This is a genomic window from Acinetobacter sp. TUM15071 (assembly GCF_008980925.1).
Lineage (GTDB): Bacteria > Pseudomonadota > Gammaproteobacteria > Pseudomonadales > Moraxellaceae > Acinetobacter > Acinetobacter dispersus.
Map to the genome: position 1 here is coordinate 84,102 of NZ_BKGB01000012.1, position 24,139 is coordinate 108,240.

General features: G+C 39.8%; 21 protein-coding genes. 10 read left to right on the plus strand and 11 right to left on the minus strand.

The features are described from left to right. Positions 1–376 precede the first annotated feature (376 nt). From cydB to GBI66_RS12670, 3 genes are all read right to left on the minus strand, one after another. Complete coding sequence (cydB, locus tag GBI66_RS12660) at positions 377–1,381, minus strand: cytochrome d ubiquinol oxidase subunit II (protein ID WP_151716353.1); 1,005 nt, start codon at positions 1,379–1,381, stop codon at positions 377–379. Next, positions 1,374–2,816, minus strand: coding sequence for a cytochrome ubiquinol oxidase subunit I (locus GBI66_RS12665; protein ID WP_151716354.1), 1,443 nt, complete (start codon positions 2,814–2,816; stop codon positions 1,374–1,376). Before GBI66_RS12665 ends, cydB begins: the two co-directional genes overlap by 8 nt. Positions 2,817–2,960: 144 nt before the next feature. After that, entirely contained in the window at positions 2,961–3,431 is a 471-nt protein-coding gene (locus tag GBI66_RS12670) for a DUF2946 family protein (RefSeq protein WP_151716355.1), read from the minus strand. Positions 3,432–3,696: 265 nt separating this feature from the next. On the opposite strand from GBI66_RS12670, the gene GBI66_RS12675 reads away from it, so the two are divergent. Then, the gene (locus tag GBI66_RS12675; protein WP_151716356.1) at positions 3,697–4,626 is read left to right on the plus strand and encodes a lauroyl acyltransferase; all 930 of its coding nucleotides are present in this window, start codon (positions 3,697–3,699) and stop codon (positions 4,624–4,626) included. A 230-nt stretch (positions 4,627–4,856) separates the two neighbouring features. Here GBI66_RS12675 and GBI66_RS12680 read toward each other — a convergent pair whose 3' ends face one another. The 3 genes from GBI66_RS12680 to GBI66_RS12690 all read right to left on the minus strand — a co-directional run bounded on the left by GBI66_RS12680 (position 4,857) and on the right by GBI66_RS12690 (position 8,605). After that, positions 4,857–5,717 (minus strand): siderophore-interacting protein, encoded by an 861-nt coding sequence (locus GBI66_RS12680; RefSeq protein ID WP_151716357.1) that lies wholly within the window; start codon positions 5,715–5,717, stop codon positions 4,857–4,859. Between the two features lie 139 nt (positions 5,718–5,856). Beyond that, positions 5,857–7,368, minus strand: coding sequence for a hypothetical protein (locus GBI66_RS12685; RefSeq protein ID WP_151716358.1), 1,512 nt, complete (start codon positions 7,366–7,368; stop codon positions 5,857–5,859). Positions 7,369–7,708: 340 nt separating this feature from the next. Further along, positions 7,709–8,605 carry a LysR family transcriptional regulator gene (locus tag GBI66_RS12690; protein WP_151716400.1) on the minus strand — a complete coding sequence of 299 codons (897 nt, stop codon included), beginning with the start codon at positions 8,603–8,605 and terminating at the stop codon, positions 7,709–7,711. Between the two features lie 124 nt (positions 8,606–8,729). On the opposite strand from GBI66_RS12690, the gene GBI66_RS12695 reads away from it, so the two are divergent. The 7 genes from GBI66_RS12695 to GBI66_RS12725 all read left to right on the plus strand — a co-directional run bounded on the left by GBI66_RS12695 (position 8,730) and on the right by GBI66_RS12725 (position 17,943). Beyond that, positions 8,730–9,482 carry an SDR family oxidoreductase gene (locus GBI66_RS12695; protein WP_151716359.1) on the plus strand — a complete coding sequence of 251 codons (753 nt, stop codon included), beginning with the start codon at positions 8,730–8,732 and terminating at the stop codon, positions 9,480–9,482. A gap of 353 nt (positions 9,483–9,835) precedes the next feature. Beyond that, on the plus strand, positions 9,836–12,022 hold the full coding sequence (locus GBI66_RS12700) for a TonB-dependent siderophore receptor (protein ID WP_151716360.1): 2,187 nt from the start codon (positions 9,836–9,838) through the stop codon (positions 12,020–12,022). Positions 12,023–12,292: 270 nt separating this feature from the next. Beyond that, complete coding sequence (locus tag GBI66_RS12705; protein ID WP_005188475.1) at positions 12,293–12,979, plus strand: hydrolase; 687 nt, start codon at positions 12,293–12,295, stop codon at positions 12,977–12,979. Between the two features lie 78 nt (positions 12,980–13,057). After that, positions 13,058–14,932: an amidohydrolase gene (locus GBI66_RS12710; protein ID WP_151716361.1), complete on the plus strand. Its 1,875-nt coding sequence runs from the start codon at positions 13,058–13,060 to the stop codon at positions 14,930–14,932. Between the two features lie 56 nt (positions 14,933–14,988). Next, complete coding sequence (locus GBI66_RS12715) at positions 14,989–15,153, plus strand: DUF1427 family protein (protein WP_004653475.1); 165 nt, start codon at positions 14,989–14,991, stop codon at positions 15,151–15,153. 40 nt (positions 15,154–15,193) lie between these two features. After that, a complete protein-coding gene (locus GBI66_RS12720) occupies positions 15,194–15,904 on the plus strand; it encodes a YoaK family protein (RefSeq protein WP_151716362.1) in 711 nt (236 codons plus the stop codon). Positions 15,905–15,969: 65 nt separating this feature from the next. Continuing rightward, positions 15,970–17,943, plus strand: coding sequence for a triacylglycerol lipase (locus tag GBI66_RS12725; RefSeq protein ID WP_151716363.1), 1,974 nt, complete (start codon positions 15,970–15,972; stop codon positions 17,941–17,943). A gap of 48 nt (positions 17,944–17,991) precedes the next feature. Here the strand turns inward: GBI66_RS12725 and GBI66_RS12730 are convergent, their stop codons facing one another. Beyond that, positions 17,992–18,417 (minus strand): SgcJ/EcaC family oxidoreductase, encoded by a 426-nt coding sequence (locus tag GBI66_RS12730; RefSeq protein ID WP_151716364.1) that lies wholly within the window; start codon positions 18,415–18,417, stop codon positions 17,992–17,994. 10 nt (positions 18,418–18,427) lie between these two features. After that, on the minus strand, positions 18,428–19,063 hold the full coding sequence (locus GBI66_RS12735; RefSeq protein ID WP_151716365.1) for a TetR/AcrR family transcriptional regulator: 636 nt from the start codon (positions 19,061–19,063) through the stop codon (positions 18,428–18,430). A 100-nt stretch (positions 19,064–19,163) separates the two neighbouring features. Between GBI66_RS12735 and GBI66_RS12740 the strand changes: the two genes are divergently transcribed. Further along, positions 19,164–20,537: a flavin monoamine oxidase family protein gene (locus tag GBI66_RS12740; protein ID WP_151716366.1), complete on the plus strand. Its 1,374-nt coding sequence runs from the start codon at positions 19,164–19,166 to the stop codon at positions 20,535–20,537. 57 nt (positions 20,538–20,594) lie between these two features. Further along, on the plus strand, positions 20,595–21,059 hold the full coding sequence (locus tag GBI66_RS12745; protein WP_151716367.1) for a hypothetical protein: 465 nt from the start codon (positions 20,595–20,597) through the stop codon (positions 21,057–21,059). A 126-nt stretch (positions 21,060–21,185) separates the two neighbouring features. On the opposite strand, the gene GBI66_RS12750 is transcribed toward GBI66_RS12745, so the two are convergent. Genes GBI66_RS12750 through GBI66_RS12760 form a run of 3 tightly spaced genes read right to left on the minus strand, consistent with a single transcriptional unit; the run spans position 21,186 to position 24,048 of the window. Continuing rightward, on the minus strand, positions 21,186–22,097 hold the full coding sequence (locus GBI66_RS12750; protein ID WP_151716368.1) for an alpha/beta hydrolase: 912 nt from the start codon (positions 22,095–22,097) through the stop codon (positions 21,186–21,188). Further along, positions 22,094–22,978 (minus strand): alpha/beta fold hydrolase, encoded by an 885-nt coding sequence (locus tag GBI66_RS12755; RefSeq protein ID WP_151716369.1) that lies wholly within the window; start codon positions 22,976–22,978, stop codon positions 22,094–22,096. Before GBI66_RS12755 ends, GBI66_RS12750 begins: the two co-directional genes overlap by 4 nt. Before the next feature lie 17 nt (positions 22,979–22,995). Next, a complete protein-coding gene (locus tag GBI66_RS12760) occupies positions 22,996–24,048 on the minus strand; it encodes a sugar phosphate isomerase/epimerase (RefSeq protein WP_151716370.1) in 1,053 nt (350 codons plus the stop codon). Positions 24,049–24,139 lie beyond the last annotated feature (91 nt).

Below are 24,139 nucleotides of genomic sequence, written 5' to 3' on the forward strand. Positions count from 1 at the left end.
ATTCTGAATTTACCTTTATCGGAAATTCACATGCTTTTTTATACAGCTCAGTCATGTCGATTTTCAGATTGAGCATAGTCGCAAGATTTTATTGGAATTGACTTGGCACGATAGCTGTCCAACGTTTATAAACTTGGGAAAACGTAGATAAATCAGAGAAACCAAATTGTTCTTTGAACTGTGTGAGACTAAATTTCCTGATGCCAATAAAAAACTATACCGAGGTATAGTTTTTTATTGGAAGAAAAAAGTTCAGCCTAATAAGCAAGTTTTAACAATACTCTAAAGAACATCGCGATCACCAATAAACCTAAAAAACCAGCGAGCCAAAGTACGATAAACCATTGTGTTTTAGACAGTTTCATTACATCGTCTCCTAGTGATAACCCGTATCTCCAACCCGTACTTTATCTCTAAATACCCAGTACGATAGGATGGTGTAGCCGATAATGATCGGGATCAGAATTACAGCCCCGACCAGTGCGAATTTCTGACTAGAATATGGTGCAGCAGCTTGCCAAATGGTGACAGAAGGCGGAATGATATTCGGCCAAAGGCTGATCACGAAACCCGTAAATGCCAAGAACACAAGTGCTAAGGTATAAATAAAGGGCTTTAATTCCTGACGTTGTTTACAAGCTTTTAAAATCAAAAATGTAAAGAGTAAGACCAAGATGGGTACAGGGCTAAAATACAGTAGATTTGGCAAACCAAACCAACGTGCTGCAATTTCAGGATGGGTCAGTGGGGTATAGAGACTGACACCAGCAAAGACCACAAATAGCAAGATGATCAGTTTAGGCATTAGTGCATACATTTGATCTTGTAGTTCATGATCGGTTTTCATAATCAGCCAACCACAACCTAATGCAGCATACATGGCAACCACGCCCAGTCCGGTAAATAAGGCGAAAGGAGTGAACCAATCTAAGCCTGAACCAGAGAAAATACCATTGGTGGTTTGGATGCCTTGAATATAAGCGCCTAAAATCACGCCTTGCAGAAAGCTGGATAGAATTGAACCCCAGATAAAGGCCTGATCCCATAAATGCTTGGTGCGATTCGCCTTAAAACGAAACTCAAAGGCAACACCACGAAAAATCAGTGCAATTACCATGAGGGTAATCGGCATATATAAGGCTGATAATACTGTTGAATAAACCAAAGGGAAAGCTGCAAATAAACCTGCACCACCAAGTACCATCCATGTTTCATTGCCATCCCAGACAGGCGCGACGGTATTCATCATCACGTCACGTTCTTCACGGCTTTTGATGAAAGGGAACAGAATTCCGATCCCTAAATCAAAGCCATCTAGAATGACATAGATCAGCACACCGAGACCGATAATACCGACCCAAATCAGAGATAAATCAATCATGGTGTTTCTCCTTATTTGGGTCTTGCTGATCAATGCTTTCATCGACCGCACTTAAAGGACGCATCGGCGTTTTGAAATGCCCATGGCCTGCTGGTTCAAGATCCACAGCTTCAACAAATTGCGGGCCTTTATGCATCAGTTTCAGCATGTAATAGATCCCGATTCCAAACACTACACAGTACACCACTACAAAGATAATCAAGGTAAGACCCACTTGTTCGGCTGAAACAGGAGAAAGTGCATCTTTGGTCCGCATCACGCCATAGACCACCCAAGGTTGACGACCAACTTCTGTCGTAAACCAACCTGCCAGTACCGCGATAAATCCTGATGGCCCCATGACTAAAGCAAAGCGGTGAAACCATTTGCTTTCAAAAAGCTTTCCAGTTTTTCTTAGCCAAGCACCGGCGAAGGCAAGTAAAAGCATGAGCATACCTAAGCCAACCATGACACGGAAACTCCAGAATACAATGGTAGAGTTTGGCCGATCTTCAGGTGCGAAGTCTTTTAAGCCTTTAACTGTACCATCCATAGAATGAGTCAAGATCAGACTACCAAGATTTGGAATCGCGATCGCATATTTGGTACGTTCTTCTTGCATATCAGGAACACCGAATAGGTAGAGTGGCATACCTTCATCATAATTGGTCTCCCAATGTCCCTCCATCGCGGCAAGTTTTGCTGGTTGATGCTCTAAAGTATTCAAACCATGTGCATCCCCAACAAAAACTTGTAAGGGTGCTAAGACAAGAATAAGCCACATCGCCATAGAGAATGAGGTCTTGACCAAGGCATCACGGCGACCCTTGAGCAAATGCCAGGCAGCAGTTGCCGCAACCAATAAAGCTGCAACCATAAAGGCTGCAATCGCCATATGTACCAGTCGATAAGGGAAAGATGGGTTAAAGACGATTGCCCACCAGTCTGTCGGTACAATAATGCCATTTTCAATGCTAAAACCTTGTGGCGTTTGCATCCAACTATTGGAAGACAGAATCCAGAACATGGAAATACAAGTACCAATTGCGACCATCAAGGTGGCAAAGAAATGGGCTTTGGGACTAACACGGCCCCAGCCAAACAGCATGATGCCTAAGAAACCCGCTTCCAAAAAGAATGCACTCAATACTTCATAGGTGAGTAGAGGACCTGTAACGCTCCCCGCGATTCGGGAAAACTCACTCCAGTTGGTTCCAAACTGATAGCTCATGACGACGCCGGAAACCACGCCCATACCAAAGGCCACAGCAAAGATTTTGACCCAATACTTAAACAGGTCCTTATAAATTGGATCTTTAGTCCGTAACCAACGCCACTCTAAAACAGCCAAGAAGCTGGCCAAACCGATAGAAATCGCAGGGAAAATAATATGGAAGGAGACGGTAAAAGCGAATTGTATTCTTGCCAATTCGAGTGCAGTAAAACCTAAAGTCATGACCGCACCTCATCTTGTTTTTGATGAGATAAACAGAGGGCTGATAAAGCCTCTACCCAACGAAGAGTATGATTAGAAATAGAAAACATGACTATAATCTCTTGAATATAAGTTTTTCAAAACTAAAAAGTTTTGAGCTTCAAGTCAGAATGATAGTAATAGTGGTGGTGCTCGACCTTGAGGAGTGAGAAAGAGTTGCTGAAGCTGAAAGAAAATATGAAAATAGTTTTCAATAAAAGCCAGAAAACGAACCTGAATCCTGACCAGAATGTGTTTTAGATCAACATCTGGTAAAGGTAGTACATGGCTATACACCACACAGTATTGACACTGATGGTTTGCATCATGGTGATGGTGGCTGGATGTCGTCTTCGCTTCAGTTGAAAGAGTTGGATGTTTATGCTCTATCACATCATGTTGTGGACTAAGCACATTATGGTGCGAAGTAGTCAAATGATGATCATGGAATGAAGAAGAGCTGTGAGGAGCTTGCAACAAAACTTGGGCAATAGTTTCACATACTGGAGAAACTTGATATTTCTCTGGCAGTAATGGCTGTAAGAACACAGCGATTTGTAAAAAGATTGCATAGAAGGCTAGCAATCTTCCAATCATCAACACCCGATTGATCTCTTTCTGGAAATCATTGGAGAAATACTATAACAAAGAAATCTCTTTTTTAAAGATATAATTAACGTTTTAATGAAAATACCTGTACTTGTGTACATTTTAAATACTTATCGAGAATATGATCTTAAATTTTTGTGTTTTACTCATACTTTAAAATTGAAATCAGAACCAGAGTTAAATACTCGAGAATAAATAACACAAATAATCTAGGTATGTTAGGCTGATGAGTTTTTCTTAAGAAACAGCTGCTATGACGTATGAACGGAAATCTAAGGCAGGGAAGTTTCAATGGTCATTTCTACGACCGAAATATTGGGCAATATGGGTCGCTTTAATTATTTTAATGATATTTTCAATCCTTCCATGGGCAATACAATGGAGAATTGCGGACATTCTGTCTAAATTGGCTTGGAAATCTCTCAAATCTAGACGTAAAACCACAATTAGAAACCTAGAAATCTGCTTTCCAGAAAAAAGTGAAGCCCAAATACAAAAAGAAGCGAAGCAGGTATTCTTTAATATGATGTTGGGCTTATTTGAAGCATTAAATGCTTGGTACAAACCACATTGGTTTAAAAATAGAATACACATCAAAGGTTTGGAACACCTTAAGACTTCAGAAGGCAAGGGAATAATACTTTTAGGCACACACACCACGCTATTAGATGCTGGCGGTTTTGTATGTGGTCGTTTTTTCGACTTAGATGTTGTTTACCGCCCTCAAAACAACCCGCTGCTTGATATGCTGATTTATAGATGTAGAGCTACAATTTATCAAAATCAGATTGCTAAAGATGATATGAAAGGATTAATTTCAAATCTAAAAAATAGACATGCAATTTGGTATAGCCCAGATCAAGATTTTGGGTTAAAGCAAGGGGTGATGGCACCTTTTTTTGGAATAGAGGCTGCAACAGTCACGGCCCACAGAAGATTGATTAAAATAACAAAAGCTTCGGCAATTCCTTTGTTTTTCTATCGTGATGGCGATATAAGAAACCCTCAATATCATGTTTTACTCGAACCGGCTTTAGAAAACTTTCCAAGTCTTGATGAAGTTGAAGATGCTACGCGAGTCAATTTAGCGATTGAAAATCAGATAAAAATGTACCCGACACAATATATGTGGTTCCATCGTCGTTTTAAAACGAGACCTGCTGGGTATGAAAAAATCTATTAAATCCGTCTTTGATAAATAACAGCCCTATTTTAAAAATCTATAATTATCTGAATGCATTAGCAAATAACGTATTGGTAGATCTAAGCAGTAATAGGGTTCACAAGTTAAGTTTAATCCGATCTTTGTGTCTGTTTTGAAGACACAAAGATCGGATTAATTGTGACTATTTTCTTTCTATTCTGTTTACATCCAAACTTTAAAAAAGCCAAAACCTGTAAAGTACGATCAAACTAAACAGGCATATCTAAATCATCAAAACTTTCTAAGGTTTTTCCTGCATCAAGATGTCTTTGATAATATTCGAGTCGGACTTCATCCAATACTGTACTGGAAAGACCGATGTTCCAATAACCAGTGACTTGTACATCTTTTTTAGGCAGCGATTTTTCTTCTATAAAAAACTGGCGAATTGCTCTGGCTTCATTGCGTTCACATGCAGCCCAAACGGTAATGTTATTCACCTGTTTTAATTGATAGGCCGCTTTAAGCAGCAGACCCATTTTCCCAGCTTGGTCTTGGCGTTCGCGGAGTAATAAATGTATCTGTACCTTTAAGCACTTAGGAAGGTATGCCAAGATCTGCGGCTCAGAACTCTCAATAAAAATATCTGCACTGCTCTCATCTGGCCAAAATTTTAGAATTGAATAAAGTGCTGGAAGGGCCGTTTCATCTGCAAACATGACAACATGTTTTTTCTCATTAAAATTTGGGACGAAGTGTGGTCTTGGCCCAATTAATTGAGTTTTTGTGCCTATTTTTGCCGTATGTACCCACTGCATAGCAGGACTTTCATCCTCATGTTCAATCAGATCTATTTCAACTTCATATTTGTCTCGATCAAATGAACGAATTGTATAAACACGGGTTAAGAGGGTGCTGTCAGCAGTTTGAGAAACTCCTAAGCGAACAGCTAAATTCGGCTTATCCCATAAATCAGGTTGATCAGTATCAATTTTTCCATGAACACGTAGGATGCTCGGGAACGGTCTTGATATGGCTGTAATGGTCATTTCAATCTGTTCCAGATTTCTCATATGGTCATTTTGTTTCAATATTTTTTTATCATTCGAGATCTGATTTTGCGTCGTCATTATCAATTTACTCAACATTATTAAGTGAAATTTCACTAATTATGCATGATAATGATAACTATTTGCAATTAAGTGATAAAAACAACTTAGAACTAGAGAACTTGTTTGTTCTCTAGCTCAAGTATGCAATCCGTTAAGACTAAAACTTTTCCCGTATCCAACCATATGCCGCAGCGAAGGGCAAAGCTGTTCTTGCTAAATAAGGAACATGCCAAAGTCCACCATGATTAGCATTTTCCATAATGAGCTCCAGAGGGTGATCCAATGGCTTTTCTGGATTGGTTGCGCTATCAGGATTGTTTAAGTCATGTACCCAGAGGGCGGCCATAATGGCATTGGTGGTTTCAGGGCTAAAAGTTTCGACCTTAAACAAATCCGCTCCAGAGAATGCTGCCTTAAGGATTGGATTTTTCACAACAGAATGGGTCGTGGTTGAAGGGGCGATATTAATCACCGTCTTTTGACCTCGTGCTCGTGTACTGATAGCAAACCACTGTTGTAGCCGCTTAGCCAATGCATAATTTGGCCCTTGTTCAATCACCATACAATCAGAAATACCGTACTGTTGACCATTATCTGATTCAATCAGCTGCTTGGTATTGGATTTGAAAAAATTGGATAAGGAAATATTGTGAATAGATCGGGTCAGTAACTTTTCTAAAATAGGACGTTGTTCAATTTTTTGTTGTATCGATTGCACCACAGCTTTGGGAATCGCATAGATATCTGTAGGTGTGAGCATGAACATAATGCTGCTGTCTGATTTTTTGCGACTCACTTGCTCCATGATGCTAATCATGGCGATCGAAACACGCACATGTTTTTCACCGTCTAAATATGCGATACCCGCTAAATCTAAAGTTTCAGTAAAGGTATTTAGCCAATTTGCAATCTCAGGTGTTTGAGTCAATAAATTCGCACCGAGCTGCTTTTCACCATTTGCCAAAGTGACTTGTGGCGCAATTAATGTGGCATTGCCTTGCTGAATGGTTTCAGTAATTTTGTCCCAGATTTTAGGTTGGGGTAAATCAATGGCAACAATATTGGCACGCCATTTTGCCAGCCAACTGAGTGGGCCTGCTTCAGATGCAGCACCGAATAGCACCATAGTCCGTGTAGATAGATCAAACCATTCTGGATGAGCTTGTAGCAACCGCAATGCTTTTGCATGGCTAGGCTCAATAATTCGTTGTGTTTCCCAACGATCGATTTGATCCAATAATGCTTGTCCCTGTAATTTTTTGCCATCAAAAGGAATGAACCATGGCTCAACAGTTGAAGGACCAGAACCTTTTAACACATAGTTTTCAAAAGGCTGATCAGTAATATTTAGCATCGCCTGTTCTAAAGAAGACTGTTGTGTCTCTCGATTGAACCTAAACAGTTCTTTCGCGCTAGCTAATCCATTTTGGGCAATCAATAAAGGGTGATGTACCGATGTAATTCCAGATTTAACCAACTCTTCAAAGTAAACTGGATATTTCTTTCTCCAATTTTTTTCAGCACTAAGTTGAGATGCATACGGAGAATCCACACTTTTAAGTGCGGCATATAAAATTTTCTTTGCTGTGTCCGTGGTACTAGGCTTATTTTTGCCAGATTTAATGGGGAATTGTATTCCATCAATTTTAGACTGTGATTTATTGCTCAATTCATTGCTCCCATTTTCTGAATAAAAAATTCAAAAACTAGCGTGGCTCTATGCTTTATTTAGTTTAAATTTCAGGATAAAGCGAAACAATGAAATACAAAATAGCGAAAAAACTGCAATTTTTAATGTTTTTAATATTGAGAGTAGGATATCAAAAAATGAGATAAATTATAAAAAACTAATAAATACAATTAACTATATTTTGTTTTTAGCTTTTCTTTCATTTTCCTAGATAGGTAAAATATTACTTCATGCACACTTAAGTTGTGTTAAACAAGCGTTATGACTCACGTAATAATGTCCATATAATTCTAAGTTTTTAGCAGCTAAAAACTTAAAATCAGTTTAAAGGATGATCCTTAAATAGCTGGACAATCCATTCAATAAAGACTTTTTGTCGTGGTGAAACCAGTGTCTTTGAAGGGTAGAGCAGAGAAACAGGCAGTGATGGCACAGCATAATTTTCAAGAATTTGACATAACGTTCCTTGCTTTAACTCTGGCGCTTGAGCGTATTGCGGGACTTGAATAATACCAAAATACTGTTTAGCTGCTGAGGTATACGTATGTGCTCCATTCACTTGAATCATATAAGGCAAATCATATAATTCGGTTTGCTGTTGAACAATGAATTCAAGTGGTAATGGTTTCTGTCGAGCTGTTGAGTAGAAGCCAATCATGAAATGATCTTTGAGTTCTGATAAAGATTGTGGTGTGCCATATTTTTCTAAATATTCTGGGCTTGCCAAGGTAATTTGTTCAATATCTCCAAGATGCCTGACAATTAAATCACTGTTGTTGAGATGTCCAATACGGATCACGCAATCAATTCCTTCTTTTATCACATCGACATAACGGTCGCTTTCAGTCAGTTGCAACTGTATTTGAGGAAACTCACTGAGAAATTCATGCAGTTTGGGGATAATAAAATAGCTGGCAAAAATACCATGTACTTCTATTTTTAACGTTCCTTTGGGTTTTGCATGTAGAAAATCATGATCCGATTCATTGATATAAGCGAGGATGTATTTACACCGCTCATAGTAAATTTCCCCTTCATCCGTGAGTCTAACCTGACGCGTAGTTCGAAATAACAAACGGGTATTCAACTGAATTTCTAATTGTTTAATGGCATCAGTTAAGGTAGAGCGAGGTGAATTCAGAATTTGAGCTGCCTTGGTAAAACTCTTCTGTTCTACAACCTGTATAAAAGCAGACATCGCATTTAATTTATCCATCACGCTTGCATCCTTTGTTCGGTTTATTCGGATAAAGATTTCAGAATTAGCTAGATTATCCAGACATATCTGAACAGTACCATACAACTCACTAGATGCTAAATTTCATTCAATGAGGCCATAAATGAGTACAACAGTTCATGCAAATCAGAAAAAAGTGATTTTAATTACCGGTGCTTCTCGAGGGATTGGTGCGTTTACTGCAAACCTATTAGCGCAGCAGGGTCATACCATCATCGTTAATTATGCCAATAATCATCAAGAGGCCAATGCTGTAGTCGCAAAGATCCTAGCATTTGATGGAACAGCATCTTGCTTTAAAGCAAATATCAGTCAATCAAATGAAGTGACAAGACTATTTGATTATGCAGTTCAAACTTATGGACGAGTAGATGTATTGATTAATAATGCAGGAATTATGCAATTAAATAGAATTGAGCAGATTGATGATGAAAGCATTGACCAAATTTTGGCAATCAATCTTAAAGGTCCTGTATATGCCATGCGAGAAGCTGCAAAGCGACTGACTCATGGCGGTAAAATTATTAATTTATCCAGTAGTGTTGTTGGAATGAAACTTGAAGGCTACGGCATGTATACCGCTTCAAAAGCAGCAATTGAATCGTTAACGGCTATTTTGGCCAAAGAGTTAAGGGGTAAAAATATTACTGTAAATGCAATTGCGCCTGGACCGACGGTAACAGAACTTTTTCTTGAAGGTAAAAGTGATGAGTTGCTTGCTCAACTGAGTAAAGCCGCACCGTTAGAACGTCTAGGTAGTGTGGAGGATATTGCTGCAGTTTTGGATTTTGCGGTCAACGAAGGAAGTAACTGGGTGAATGCCCAAGTGCTTCGAGTAAATGGTGGGATTATATAAATTGAATTCATTTAGCCGAAACTTAATGCTCTTATGCTTCGGCTAAATTATTTATTAGATGTATAAATCCGTCAATAGACGGAAGAATGGCGGCTAATCCATTATTTTAGAAGCAACAATAGCAGAGCTAGCTGCAATATTTATAGGAAAAAGAACAAGACAAGGCTCGAGTTAAAGAGCACTTCTCAAAATATAAAATAATGAAATGACACAATGCCTTTCCACAATGATGGGTTCAACTAAAAATATCGCAGATATGTTGTAGAAATGCTTGTTCAATCTGTGAAAATTGGGAATACTCAAGCCCGTAAAATTCGGACTGTAAAATTATCTTTTGGGGTTAGGCAACTATTGTGAAAACGTATCCATTTTCTCGTTTACAAAAAGCATTATTGGCGGTTGGTTCATTTTCATATTTAGGACTAAGTCCTGTATTTTTACATGCTGAGGAACCTCAAAGGCTTGAAACAATCACTGTAACCGCTGAAACCATACCAACGATCTATTATCAACCCCAAATAAACTTATCGGGTTTTACGCAACAACAGCTTGCTGACTTTCCAGCATCGATCAGCACAGTAACTGCTGCACGGATTGCAGATCAACATGCTAAAACATTAACGGACATTATCAAGAATGATGCAGCGGCAGGTGATGGCTATGCACCAATTGGTTATTACCCAAATATTGTCATGCGTGGTTTTGCCCTTAACTTGGGATCAAGTTATTTACTGAATGGTAACTTGCTGCGCGGTGAGCAAAATGTTGCGCTTGAAAACAAAGAACAAGTTGAAATTTTAAAAGGTATCAGCGCAATTCAAAGTGGTATGTCTACTCCGGGTGGTGTCGTCAACTATGTAAGCAAGCGACCAAAAGATATTCGTTCACTGACGCTTGAAGTAGACAGTCATGGTGGTAATCGCGTAGCAACCGACCTTGGCGGTTTATTTGGTGAAGATCAGCAGTATGGCTATCGTATCAATCTGGCCAATGAAGAAATCCATCCCTATGTTGAACATGCAGATGGAAAACGTTTGTTTGGTTCTTTGGCTTTAGATTGGAAAATTTCAGATCGTTCAAAACTCGAATTTGATCTCGAGTCTCAACGTCAACGCCAACGATCAGTACCGGGTTACCAGTTACTAGATGGTAAAACTGTGCCTACAGGTGTTGACTGGAATCGTTTGCTTGGTTATCAAAGCTGGAGCAAACCCGTCACCAATGAAAGCCTAAATGCAGGCTTAAAATATACCTATCAAATCAATAATAACTGGGCGACCAATCTCAGCGCTTCTCAAAGTCGAGTCGTGGTCGATGATTATTCTTCATTCGCATGGGGATGTTATACAGATGCATGCCAAACCAAAGGGAGTACTTTTGACGAAAATGGTAACTACGATATTTATGACTATATAAATCCTGACGATAGCTATTTAACCAACCAATTTAAAGCTGGACTAAATGGCACATTTAATACAGGAGCTTGGCAGCATAAGCTCATTTTAGAATTATCACATAGCTACAAACGTCATGCGCAATATGATGCTATATTCCGAGACCCGGAATTAACAGGAAATATTTATAATGATCCTGAATCATATACACCAAGTGAAAAAGCTTTAGGCAATCATTACACATCATTAAAGAGCCAACAAACGGCCTTAAATTTACTCGACCAAATTGATTTTAATCACGAATGGTCAGTTATTGCTGGTGGGAAATTACTGCATTTAAATGAAGATGCTTATGATGCTGAAGGGCATAAAATTAGAGATACTAATTTTAATCGCTTCTTGCCACAGTTTGCATTGATGTATCAACCTTGGGAACTTACGCATGTGTATGCATCTTACGCCAAAGGTTTAAGCGATGGAACTCAAGCACCTGCTTATGCTATAGGCAATCCTGATAAAGGGATTGAAGGCAATGCTTATGCAACTCTGGCTCCGTTGCATTCAACTCAGTATGAAATAGGGATTAAACAGCAGTGGAAAAATTTACTTTTCACGGCAGCCGTATTTGATTTAAAACAAGACAACCAATATACCAATTCAGATAATTACTATCTTACAGATGGCAAGCGACATAATCTTGGCTTAGAGCTTGGGGCACAGGGTCGTATAGGACAAAGTTTAGATATTACATCGACTTTAGCCCTCACACGATCACGTTTAAAAGATATACAGGTTAACGAATATCAAGGTCATCAAACTCAAAATACACCTGCTGTGCGTTTTGCGAGTTATCTGTCTTACCAACTTCCACAAGTTGATGGCTTACGTTTATTGGGGGGGATGCAATACAGCAGTAGTAAATATGCAGAGAAAACAGGCACCGTGAAAGTGTCTGGTTATACTGTATTTAATGTAGGTACGGCGTATAATTTCCGTGCTAATGGTTATGATAATACACTCAGACTGAACGTAGATAACTTATTTAATAAAAAATACTGGCGAGATGTTGGTAATTTTGCTGGGGATGATTACTTATTTCTTGGTGCACCTCGCACGGCACAGTTGTCATGGAGCGTTAATTTCTAACTTACTATAAAATATAGATATTCTCTTTATCTATTAAAGATAAACCGAATATTTTGAAAAGACCAGTTAAGCTATTAGCTGGTCTTTTTCTTTAATGCTATACAAAAATAATCTTTATCAGTGTTTCAATAAGTATGAAATATAACGTAAATTCAATATTTTTGTTTTATAAATAGAACAATTCGTCTTAATAATACTGCTGTGTTCCTTTTCTTAATTTGCAATATTAATCCTGTGTTCAGAAAACATCGATAAACAAGGAAATTCAATATGAGCCATTCAAATTTAGAACTATTGACTGCACAAAACTGCCAAATTATTTTTATCGACCATCAGCCGCAAATGGCATTCGGCGTACAGTCGATTGATCGTCAAGTACTAAAAAACAATACAGTTGGTTTAGCAAAGGCCGCTAAAGTTTTTAATATTCCAAGCATCATTACGACTGTTGAAACAGAAAGCTTTTCAGGCCATACCTATCCCGAACTCTTAGATGTATTTCCTCAAGCACCATTATTAGAACGTACTTCAATGAACTCTTGGGATGATCAGAAAGTGCGTGATGCCTTAGCAAATAATAAACGCAAAAAAGTAATTGTTTCAGGCTTATGGACAGAGGTATGTAATAACTCATTTGCTTTAAGTGCGATGCTCGAAGGAGGTTATGAAATTTACATGGTTGCAGATGCTTCGGGTGGTACCAGCAAAGAAGCACATGACTATGCAATGCAACGAATGATCCAAGCGGGTGTCATTCCAGTGACATGGCAACAAGTTTTACTTGAATGGCAACGTGATTGGGCAAAACGTGATACTTATAATGCAGTAATGGATATTGTTCGGGAACATTCAGGTGCCTACGGGATGGGTGTCGACTATGCATATACCATGGTACATAAAGCAGCAGAACGGACCACTTCACCACACGAAGTATTAGCGCCGATTGCAGCGAAATAATTAAAAATGGTGGAGGCATGATATGCCTCCACGACCTAAAACTGAAAATAATAAGGCTAGGCTCGGAGGGAATGACGGATGTCAGACGTTCAATTGATTTTAAGAAATGCCAAAATAACCACCCTTGATGAACAGAGTTCAGAGGCGCAAGCGATTGCAATTGCTGATGGAAAAGTTGTAAAAACGGGCAGTGATGATGACATCATGCGCTTATCAAACAGTACAACCAAAGTGATTGATTTAAATGGCCGTCGAGTAATTCCAGGTTTAAATGATAGCCACTTGCATATTATTAGAGGTGGTTTGAACTACAACATGGAGTTGCGTTGGGAAGGTGTTCCTTCACTTTCAGATGCATTAAGACTGTTAAAAGAGCAAGCAGAGAATACACCAGCACCACAATGGGTTAGAGTCGTGGGCGGTTGGACTGAATTTCAGTTTGTGGAAAAAAGAATGCCAACACTGGAAGAGTTGAATCGCGCAGCGCCAGATACCCCCGTATTTGTCTTACATCTTTATGCCAGCGCTATGTTGAATCGCGCAGCACTTGATGTGCTGGGCTTTAATAAAGATACACCAGACCCACCAGGTGGAAAAATTGAGAGAAATGAGAGGGGTGAGCCGACAGGACTACTTCTCGCGACACCATCCGCAATGATTCTCTATTCTACTTTAGGAAAGGCACCAAAACTGCCGCTTGAAGATCAGGTCAATTCTACACGTCATTTTATGCGTGAACTCAATCGTTTAGGCATTACCTCCGCAATTGATGCGGGAGGTGGTGGTCAAAATTATCCTGATGATTATGAAGTGATTCAGTCTCTGCATAATAATGATCAAATGACAGTTCGGATTGCTTATAACCTATTTGCGCAAAAAGCAGGAGAAGAACTTGATGATTATAAAAAATGGACGGAGATGACATTCCCTGGTGATGGCGATGAATTACTGAAGGTAAATGGCGCAGGGGAAAATCTGACATGGTCAGCAGGAGACTTTGAAAATTTCTATGAACCACGACCAGATTTACCTGAAAAGATGGAAGCTGAACTAGAAAGCATTGTTGAGTTGTTGGCTGAAAAGAAATGGCCATTTCGCATTCACGCCACCTATGATGAAAGTATTAATCGTTTATTGAATGTCTTCGAACGCGTCAACGGTAGACAGCCTTTTGCGACGCGTTTCATTATCGACCATGCTGAAACTGTTTCAGATCGAAATATTGAGCGGATTGGTGCTTTGGGTGGTGGTATTGCGATTCAACATCGTATGGCCTATCAAGGAGAGATCTTTGTTCAGCGTTATGGTTTGGACGCTGCAAAATCGACTCCACCTGTGAAAAGAATGCTGGAGTTAGGCGTGCCTGTTGGTGCAGGTACCGATGCTACACGTGTTGCTTCATATAATCCGTGGGTCTGTTTAAGTTGGTTAAGTACAGGCAAAACAGTGGGTGGTTTACCACTTTATGATGAACAAAATCTATTAGACAGAAAAACAGCGTTAAAGCTCTGGACCAAAGGCTCTGCATGGTTCTCTGGAGAACATCAGCATAAAGGTGCGTTAAGTTCAGGTGAGCTTGCCGACCTGATAGTGCTTTCAGATGACTACTTTGCTGTGGACGATGATGAAATTCAGTGGATTGAGTCTGTTATGACGGTGATGAATGGCAAAATTGTCTATGCAGGGGCAGAGTTTAAGGATCAAGATCCATCGATTCCACCAGCATCACCAGATTGGTCACCAGTCAAACGTTTTGGTGGGCAATGGCGACGGTCAGAAAATCGCAATGCACCTTCGTTATCACCGTTACAAAGTAGCTCGGCAGCGTGTGCGTGTTCTAGTAGTTGTGGTATGCATGGGCATAGCCATGCATGGATGCTGGATGTGCCCATTAATGACAAAGACAAAAAGTCTTTTTGGGGTGCATTGGGCTGCTCTTGTTTCGCTTTTTAACTTGGATCCGCAGATAGATTTCACTTTATTTTAAGTGAAATCTAGGGAAAAGCACGATGAAAATGTATTTGATCTCTTTAGCTGCTGGGCTTTTGGTCGGTGTCATATATTACTTGTTGAATGTTAAGTCACCAGCACCACCGTTAGTGGCATTGTGTGGCCTGTTAGGAATGGTGATCGGTGAACAATTACTTCCTGCGCTAAGAAATTTAATCAGTTGAAATTTAGCCGAATATAGGCTTGTTTTTTAGGAATTAGAAGATGGATGAGATTATAAAAAAACAGCCCTTGAGCTTATGGGATAGTTGTCGAGATCCTGTATTACTCACTGTCGTAGGCGGTGCAATCGATACCATAGGTTTTATTGCACTATTCGGCTTTTTCACTGCACATGTAACAGGAAACTTGGTACTGGCTGGGGCAGCATGGGTGAGTGGTGGGTCGGGTATCTGGATTAAACTTGCTGCGATCCCATTGTTCATTGTGACAGTGGCGATCACCAAATATTGTATCGATCGTAGTGCTCAAAAGAGTAAGACGCTGAGTTATCTATTTCTTGGTGAAGCCATTTTTTTAACGGGCTTTATGCTCTCTGGGCTTTATTTCGAGCCGTTCAACAATGCAAATAGTCTCACAGTCGCACTTACAGGCGGTCTGGGTTTAATTGCCTTGGCAATTCGAAACACATCAAGTAAAACGCTAATTAAACACATTAGTCCAAGTACAATGATGACAGGAAATACCACCCAGTTAGGGATCGATATTTCAAATTATATGAGACAGACCAGTCCTGAAAATAAACGGAAATTGTTGCAAAGTTTAAGCATTGTTGTTGGTTTTATTGTGGGTGCATTTTTGGGGGCGATTCTTTATGTTTACCTCGATTTTTGGAGTGTCGTTTTCTTTATCATTCCTGTGCTTTATTTGGCTTATCTTGCAGCTCATCATCGTTTTGTTCAACCTGAAACATAAACGGACAGAGTTAGATATATATTCAGTGCTTTGTTGTTGAATCGTGATGAATGAGGTTGTATCGCATGGTAATCAATAGAAAAACGCTAATAAAGGGCATTGTTTTGCTTTGTCTCTTTTACAGCTTATCTGCCTGTCAGCTCGTCAAACTTCAACAACGAAGCTTAAGTGCATCCTTAACCGATAAAACTCAAAGCATCTTAACGAGACCTCAATTAAGTGATTCCTCACAAAATACCTTGCTTCTGGCTGGTATTCCAGCCAATGAATGTATCAATCAGCCCGATAGATGTGTACAGACTTTAGAAAAAAAACTAACTGATAATAATGAACAACGTTATGCTGCAGCCAGTGAAGTGTATTTGGCTCAGGCTTTACGGTTAAGTGAAGAAAAAAAATGTCATGTATCGTTATTGGAAAGACAGCATTTAACGAAACAAAATCAGTGTTTAGATCAAGTACTGACTTTACTTGATCAAAGTATCCGTTTTAGCTATGCCTATTTATTCGAAACGCAACATACACCCCAACAACGTATTTTTGATCAGAGGCAAACGCAGGTTCGGCTTTTTTATAACGTGGCACTTTCACGATTGATCACGACGGCTTATTTACGCTATCAATTCACTCAGTTTCCAAAACAATTACTCATTAATCAGCATCGTTACTCTTTCAATTTCGATGATTATCCAGAATTAGCAACGACAGATATTCAATTACTGCAGTCGAGCTACAATATGCGTTTTTCTGGATTTTACAGTGTCAATCGTCGAGATGGCTTTGGTTCTGAATTTGTGTTGGTTGCAAAGAATAAGCAGCCATTCAACTCAGATTATGTTTATGATCCAGAAACCTTTTATGCCGCTCAGGAAAATCCATATATTCACACAGCAAGATATTTATCTGTTACTGCTGTAGCACAACCATTGAAACAGACCCAAGTTGAAGATTTACTTCGAGATGCCGCATTAGAAATCAAGCTGATTGATCCTTTTCGCCATGATGAGGTTCAGGTCGCGGGTGGGAATTATTTATTAACAGCGAATTATTCAGCACCATATGGTCTTTGGTTAGCAGAAAATAACTTAGGTGGTACAGGCTACAAGAGCTTGATCGATCGTAAAGAACAGTTGAGCATGCCACATTTATTCATGTTGGAGCCGTATCAAGCGAATAAAAAAATTATTATCTTTGTCCATGGCTTAGCAAGTAGTCCCGAAGCATGGATTACTCTGACGAATGATATTTTAGGGGATGATAACTTACGTAAGCAATATCAGGTTTGGCAGGTTTTCTACTCTACCAACATGCCGATTTTAGAAAGCCGTGCCCAGATTTATGCTTTGTTGAAACAGGCATTTTCAATGCATGATCCTAAAGATGCTGCAATGTCTGACGCTGTTCTGATTGGACATAGTATGGGTGGTATTATTAGTCGTCTGATCATGGGGCAGGGTGATATCCGTCAGCAGGCTGTTGAAGCCATCAATAATGATAAAGCACATGATTTTATTTTCTCACCTGCCGTCAGTAAGCGCTTTATCTTCCGTCCAATTGATCAAATTAACCGTGTGATTTTTATTGCAACACCGCATAAAGGTACTGCCTATGCAGATCGCTGGTTTACACTCGCGTTACGCAAAGTTATTCATTTACCCAGCAAGTTTTTAACTGCAGCCGAGGTTACGGTCAAAGAAAAGAAGATTGATTTACATCAGATGAAAAATAATCTTTCCTCAGGCATCATTGAAAATGGACCAAGTGATTTAAGCTATCAGTCCAAATTTATGAAAATGAGTCAGGATGTTCAACCAATAAAGGGTTTAGCGTACCATTCAATCATTGGTAATCTCACGCAAAGCCAAGACCCCAAAAAAATGACAGATGGGATTGTGCCATATACCAGCTCACATTTAGAGGGTGCATTATCTGAAAAAATTATCCAAGGTGGACATTCGATTCAGGAAAAACCAGAAGCGATTTTGGAGTTAAGACGAATTTTAAAATTACATGCGAAACAGCATCCCTTGCCACAATGATGATTTAGAGTCCAACAATTTGATGATGGGAACTGTAGTCTCTAAATTTTAGTTATCTCTTAAGATTGCTTCCCCTGTGCGCGGATTGGTGAGGGTCACATTTTCTAAAGCACGAATCAACCAAGATCCGTTCTGTTTGCATAGCACAGCAAGAATTAAAGTATCTACCTGATGTACACCAGCAGGGTGAGCTAGACCTGCTGTTAATCTGCTCCAAAAATGGATAATCACCACTTCATCGGTGATTGGACTCAACTCTATGATTTCATTCTGAAGCGTCGAATCTCGATAGATGGTTTCATGAATAGGACGATGTAAGGCAACAATTTCTTCTATACCTTTTACATAGTGCCCAAAGCGATTTACAAAACTTGCATCCTCACAAAATAGCGAGGCAAACCCAGCCATATCGTGCTCATTCCAAGCCATTTGAAATAAATATGGGATTTGTTCAGGGGCAGTTGCTTTAGTCATGATCTTTTCCTTAGCTCAATCCCTTGATCAACGCACTGATCGTCATTTCTTTTAAGATATTCGGATTTCCCCAAGGATATTCTGGAATACCAATCAGACTTAAGGTGATACCTAGCATACTACAGAGTAGAACGTTCTTGATTTCGTTCGCATCACCTGCATGTATTTCACCACGGGCTTGTGCTTCCTTAATCGCACGCGTGTAAATTTCTAATTGCGGAACTGCTTGTGAAGCATCGACAAAATAATGTTCCTCAGCATTTTGTGGATGATCTTCAATGAGGAAAATTGCTCTGCAATCATTTGGTCGATTTAACCAAAAATCAACTTGAGCAGTACACAGCTTTTCGAGTCGTTCTGATTCAGGACTGTTGTTGTAGCATTCTTCCAGCTCAAGCATTAAATCTAAAAAAATCACTTCCCAAATATGGTGCAGTAACTGTCTTTTACTCGGAAATAAGGTGTAGAGCGTTGCAGGTAAACAGTCTGCTTGGGCTGCAATTTTACGCATAGATACACCTTCGTATCCATGTGCTGCAAATAGGTCTCTGGCCGCCTGAATAATTACATTTCGATTGGCTTCGATTTGTTCCTGACTGCGCGGTGGACGTCCACGGCGGGGTGCTTTTATTTGATTATTTTCCATAGCTATTGATTTTAGTGAACGTGTTCCATAAAATCAAATTTAATTTTAATGAACGCGTTCATTAAAATATGGATGATAATTTTAAAAGTAGGAAATAATGATGGATACTCAAACAACTGAAAAAATGTGGGATGTAATTGTGGTCGGTGCTGGTTTAGCAGGTTTAAAAGCAGCATTGGAATTAAAGAAAGCGGGCAAAGATGTATTACTTTTAGAAGCGCGTGATCGTGTCGGTGGGCGCTCAAAAGCAGGTAAAATCTATGGAGAAACCATTGATCTAGGTGGGCAGTGGGTTGGTCCGCAACAAAAACTGTTATTGGCACAGGCACAAGAACTAGGTGTCAAAACCTATCCTCAATTTATCAAAGGCGCGAGCTTGGTTAGTCGTAATGGTTTAGTCAAATCATATCGCTCCAATATCCCCAAGCTCCCAATTGCTTCACTGCTTGAAATCGCACTACTTGAACGTCGCTGGAATAAAGAAGCTCAAACATTGCCGAATGGTGAACCTTGGTTAGCAGCACATGCAAAGCAATGGGATGCGGAGTCGGTTGAAAGTTGGTTGTTAAAGCATGTACGTACAGACGGTGCGCGAGAATTTATGCGAACCATCGTAGGGGCACTCTTCTGTTGTAATACCTCTCAATTGTCCTATCTGTTTTTCCTCGAATATTTTAGACAAGGGCATGGACTTGAAGTTCTTATTTCAACTGAAGGTGGGGCACAGCAAGATAAATTCATCGGTGGTGCATGGCAAATTTCCAGACTGATTGCAGATCAATTACAAGACCATTTAATCTTAAATTCACCCGTTTTAGCTGTTGAGCAGCATGTAGATCATGTAAAAGTTGTGTGTAAAACCCAAAGCTATAAGGCAAAAAATATCATCATTGCCACACCGCCTGTACTCGCATCCAAAATTCATTACACACCACCGCTACCTACAAAGCGTGAACGCTTATTACAAAGTATGACCATGGGTGCTGTGATCAAAGTCCATTTGGCCTATAGCAACGCTTTTTGGAAGCAACAAAACTTAAATGGTGCTGTGGTTGCGACAGATCGAGCTGTCAGCGTTGTGTTTGATCAATCTCCAGAAGGGGCAAATCATGGTGTTTTACTAGGCTTGATCGAAGGTGATTATGCAATTGAGTTAAGTTCGCTGGATGTTGAAGCACGTCGTCAACGGGTCATTGCAGATTTTGTTTATTACTTTGGTCAACAAGCAGCACATCCTTTGGAGTATATAGAACAAGACTGGCTCACCGAAGAGTGGTCTCAAGGGGGATATGTTGCACATATGCCACCAGGGGTGATGACCACTTATGGCGATTGTATCAGACAGCCTGTCGATCGAATTCATTGGGCGGGCACAGAAACAGCAACCGAATGGAGTGGCTATCTAGATGGTGCTTTACAGTCAGGTATACGCGCTGCCAAAGAAATTATTCACAAACAGACCTTAAGTCTGTGATTATTCAGTAGACACCTTGAATTACATGACCTTCATTCTGATGAGTAAGGAATAAATATGCGGTCTCAACAGTTTCTAAATGGAATTCACTATGAATTGCAAAATCGTGCTTTTGCGCTTAGCGCAATTGTACGTATCGCCAATCGCGTACAGGGAACACAAGAATATATTTTCTGGAGTGCCTATGAAAAGTTAGAACGATTCAATACACCACATTATTTTGCATATGCAGAGAAGTTAGGCCTCGATGCAACACCATCTTTTTTGACCAAGGCAAAAGCATCAATGATTAGTTCAACGCCATCATTCTTATTGGATGAATTACTTAAGCTGGTTTATGCAAAAACTAAAGTTTATATGGAGGATTTAAAACAAGTCCATGCTTTAGGAGCAGATGCAGATCGTGAGTTTCTAGACTATATGCTTGCACAAGAGCAAGTCCAAATTGAATTGATGGAACTAGCAATCAAGAAACAATATCGTAAAATTCCGCCTAAAATTGAGCAGTTTATCCAGCATTAGCGAGACAAGAAATTGGTTTAGAGCGTGTTTTATTCTTATGAATTGAAAGTAAATCGTCCTATAGCTGCATCGATATAGGACGATTAAACAAATAAAATGGCTAAGTCATTAAACGCACATAATTATTTAGATTCGGACTTTATCATATATCCTTTTCGCAGCTGATGTGATCGCTAACATATGAATAACCCCATGAATCATGCCTTCTAACAAATGGAAGTTCACATTAACGCCAACAGCTTGCAATCTCTCTGCGTACTTTTCACCATCATGTCGAAGTGGATCATATTCACAAACAAAAATTGTGGCATCAGGCAAGTCTTGTAATGAATGGGCAAGCAAAGGGCTGACAAGCTCATTTACTTTGTCTGCCTCAGCATTAACATATTGATCCCAACAATAAGCCATAGTTGCCGTCGTTAAGCCATAGCCCTGTGCATATGTTTGATAAGAAGCGTTACTCATGGTGGCATCTAATGCTGGGTAGAACAGCAGTTGATGAATGATTTTAATATCAGGATGTTGTTTTGCCAGTAGGCAGGCCGCTGCTGCAATATTTGCTCCAGCACTGTCTCCACCCACTGCAATACGATTTTTATCAAGACCAAATACCGAAGCATTTTCCTGAATATAAGACAGTGCCGTAAAAAAATCGGTTAATGGTATTGGGAATTTAACTTCTGGCGCTAAACGATAGTCGACGGAGAATATCACTTGCACCGTTGATTCAGCCAATAAACGACAAGCACGGTCCCATGCATCTAGGCTGCCAAGACACCATCCACCACCGTGAGCAAACACCATCGCTGGACGTTGTTGCACATGTTCTAAAACATAAGGAACATAAACACGAACTTCAATTTCTGCTTGATCCTCGGTCATCACCCTAAAACTATGTTGATAAGATGAGTCCCGTTCAACGCCTTGTTGTTGGATAATCGATTGATTTACCTGTGCTCTCAGTTCATCCAATGTGTTTGCAGCGGGTAATGCAGACTGAGACTTAAGCCAATTTTCGATTTCAATATCTAAAGTCATCTTGCTTTTTCCTGCTGTAAAAAATTAAGAATCAATGAACAAAATACTTCTGGTTGTTCTTCCATAATGAAATGACCACAATCTTGGACAATCGCACTGGATAACTGAGTACTCACTTTTTTCATGGTTTCATAAGGTGCATCACTTGTTGCATGCTCTGCACCGATTGCGAATACGGGCATGTTTAAAGTTTTGGTTTCCCTAATTTTATTCTGACGAATAGTTTCAGGGATGGCGCGATAGTAATTAAAACCTGCTGTTATATGCCCTGAAACCTTATAAGCCTCTATATAGGTTTCAGCGGCAACTTTATCTCGATGCCATGACCATTTATCAAAAATATAATTGAGATAAGTTTCTTCCCGCCCCATCACTAAAGCTTCAGGCAAATCGCTAATCTGATTAAACATAAAATGCCAGAGAAAAATATTCTGTTCAGGTGGAACAAAAATTGGGGGCGGTGGAGCCAACCCAGGAATTACAGCTTCTGTGACCGCAAGATGAGTGACTGATTCTGGAAAGTCGCAGGCGAGTGCATAGCCAACCCACATTCCAATATCATGCCCAATAACGGCATAGCGATGATGTCCAAGTTCGGACATCAGACTCGATAAAATGGCTGCAATATGTCCAGTATCATAATGACCATTCAGTGGAGCTGAATATCCCGTTCCAGGTGGATCAACCGCAATCGCTTGATAACCATGTCGAGCCAACTCAGCCATGACGTGTCGCCATGCATACCATGTTTGTGGCCACCCCGAAATCAGTAAAACAGCGGGCCCATTGCCTACAGATACATAATGTAATTTTTTACCTTCAATATTCATGTAGTGATGATTAAATTGATTTAATAATTTTTCAGTGTGCGTCGTCATCATTATTTCTCGTTCTACGCTTAAATGCCCAATAATTGGTTGATTTGTGATTGATTTACGGGCGCAGCAGCAAAGTCATCAAATATTTTATCGGTCACATGGATAATATTTTGTCTAATAAATTCAGCGCCTTCGCGTGCACCATCATCTTTATTTTTTAGACAACATTCCCATTCCAAAGTTGCCCAACCCTGATAGTCGTTATGTGCTAATTTTGAGAAAATCGATTTAAAATCAACTTGACCATCACCTGTAGACCGGAAGCGGCCAGCTCGATCGCCCCAATTTTGATAGCCACCGTACATGCCTTGACGACCTGTCGGTGTGAACTCGGCATCTTTTACATGGAACATACGAATGAAGTCTTTGTAGATATCTAAGTATTCTAAGTAGTTCAGTTGTTGAAGAATAAAATGGCTCGGATCAAACAAGATCTGACAACGCGGGTGATGATTGGTACGTTCTAAAAACATTTCAAAGCTAATACCATCATGCAGATCTTCACCAGGATGAATTTCATAGCATAGATTGACATCGTATTCATCACAGGAATTTAAGATCGGAGTCCAACGGCGAGCAAGTTCATCAAAAGCTGTTTCAATCAGCCCTTCAGGACGTTGTGGGAAGGGAAAGATATAAGGCCATGCAAGAGAACCGGAGAAAGTTCCCATATCATGTAGCCCTAAACGTGCCGATGCTTGGATTGAGGCAAGCATCTGCTGTTCAGCCCATCGCGTTCTTTCTTCTGGCTTGCCATGTAGGTCAGCAGGTGCAAAGCCATCGCACAAAGCATCGTAAGCGGGGTGGACCGCCATTAATTGACCAAAAATATGCGTGGTTAATTCACTTATTTCTAAGCCATTGTTATGGAGTGTAGCTTTAATTTCATCGCAGTAGTCTTGGCTTTCTGCGGCTAAATTCACATCAAAGAATCGCTTATCCCAAGCAGGCAGTTGAACAGCCTTGAAGCCATTGTCCGCAACCCATGCTGCAATACTTGCTAAATTGTTGAATGGAAAAACATTATCACTGAACTGCGCGAGATGAATACTTGGCCCTTTGATTGTTTGCATCTTTGAAACCCAATTAGTTGTCGATCAACAAACAATAGGCTGAATATTATTTAAAAACAACTTATTTTTTCAAATGAATGTCGATAATTGG

Excerpts from the sequence above, each read along its gene's own strand:
- cydB (WP_151716353.1), bottom strand. The coding sequence starts at position 1,381 with ATGATTGATTTATCTCTGATTTGGGTCGGTATTATCGGTCTCGGTGTG.
- GBI66_RS12665 (WP_151716354.1), bottom strand. The coding sequence starts at position 2,816 with ATGACTTTAGGTTTTACTGCACTCGAATTGGCAAGAATACAATTCGCT.
- GBI66_RS12670 (WP_151716355.1), bottom strand. The coding sequence starts at position 3,431 with ATGATTGGAAGATTGCTAGCCTTCTATGCAATCTTTTTACAAATCGCT.
- GBI66_RS12675 (WP_151716356.1), top strand. The coding sequence starts at position 3,697 with ATGACGTATGAACGGAAATCTAAGGCAGGGAAGTTTCAATGGTCATTT.
- GBI66_RS12680 (WP_151716357.1), bottom strand. The coding sequence starts at position 5,717 with ATGACGACGCAAAATCAGATCTCGAATGATAAAAAAATATTGAAACAA.
- GBI66_RS12690 (WP_151716400.1), bottom strand. The coding sequence starts at position 8,605 with ATGGATAAATTAAATGCGATGTCTGCTTTTATACAGGTTGTAGAACAG.
- GBI66_RS12695 (WP_151716359.1), top strand. The coding sequence starts at position 8,730 with ATGAGTACAACAGTTCATGCAAATCAGAAAAAAGTGATTTTAATTACC.
- GBI66_RS12705 (WP_005188475.1), top strand. The coding sequence starts at position 12,293 with ATGAGCCATTCAAATTTAGAACTATTGACTGCACAAAACTGCCAAATT.
- GBI66_RS12710 (WP_151716361.1), top strand. The coding sequence starts at position 13,058 with ATGTCAGACGTTCAATTGATTTTAAGAAATGCCAAAATAACCACCCTT.
- GBI66_RS12715 (WP_004653475.1), top strand. The coding sequence starts at position 14,989 with ATGAAAATGTATTTGATCTCTTTAGCTGCTGGGCTTTTGGTCGGTGTC.
- GBI66_RS12720 (WP_151716362.1), top strand. The coding sequence starts at position 15,194 with ATGGATGAGATTATAAAAAAACAGCCCTTGAGCTTATGGGATAGTTGT.
- GBI66_RS12725 (WP_151716363.1), top strand. The coding sequence starts at position 15,970 with ATGGTAATCAATAGAAAAACGCTAATAAAGGGCATTGTTTTGCTTTGT.
- GBI66_RS12730 (WP_151716364.1), bottom strand. The coding sequence starts at position 18,417 with ATGACTAAAGCAACTGCCCCTGAACAAATCCCATATTTATTTCAAATG.
- GBI66_RS12735 (WP_151716365.1), bottom strand. The coding sequence starts at position 19,063 with ATGGAAAATAATCAAATAAAAGCACCCCGCCGTGGACGTCCACCGCGC.
- GBI66_RS12740 (WP_151716366.1), top strand. The coding sequence starts at position 19,164 with ATGGATACTCAAACAACTGAAAAAATGTGGGATGTAATTGTGGTCGGT.
- GBI66_RS12745 (WP_151716367.1), top strand. The coding sequence starts at position 20,595 with ATGCGGTCTCAACAGTTTCTAAATGGAATTCACTATGAATTGCAAAAT.
- GBI66_RS12750 (WP_151716368.1), bottom strand. The coding sequence starts at position 22,097 with ATGACTTTAGATATTGAAATCGAAAATTGGCTTAAGTCTCAGTCTGCA.
- GBI66_RS12755 (WP_151716369.1), bottom strand. The coding sequence starts at position 22,978 with ATGATGACGACGCACACTGAAAAATTATTAAATCAATTTAATCATCAC.
- GBI66_RS12760 (WP_151716370.1), bottom strand. The coding sequence starts at position 24,048 with ATGCAAACAATCAAAGGGCCAAGTATTCATCTCGCGCAGTTCAGTGAT.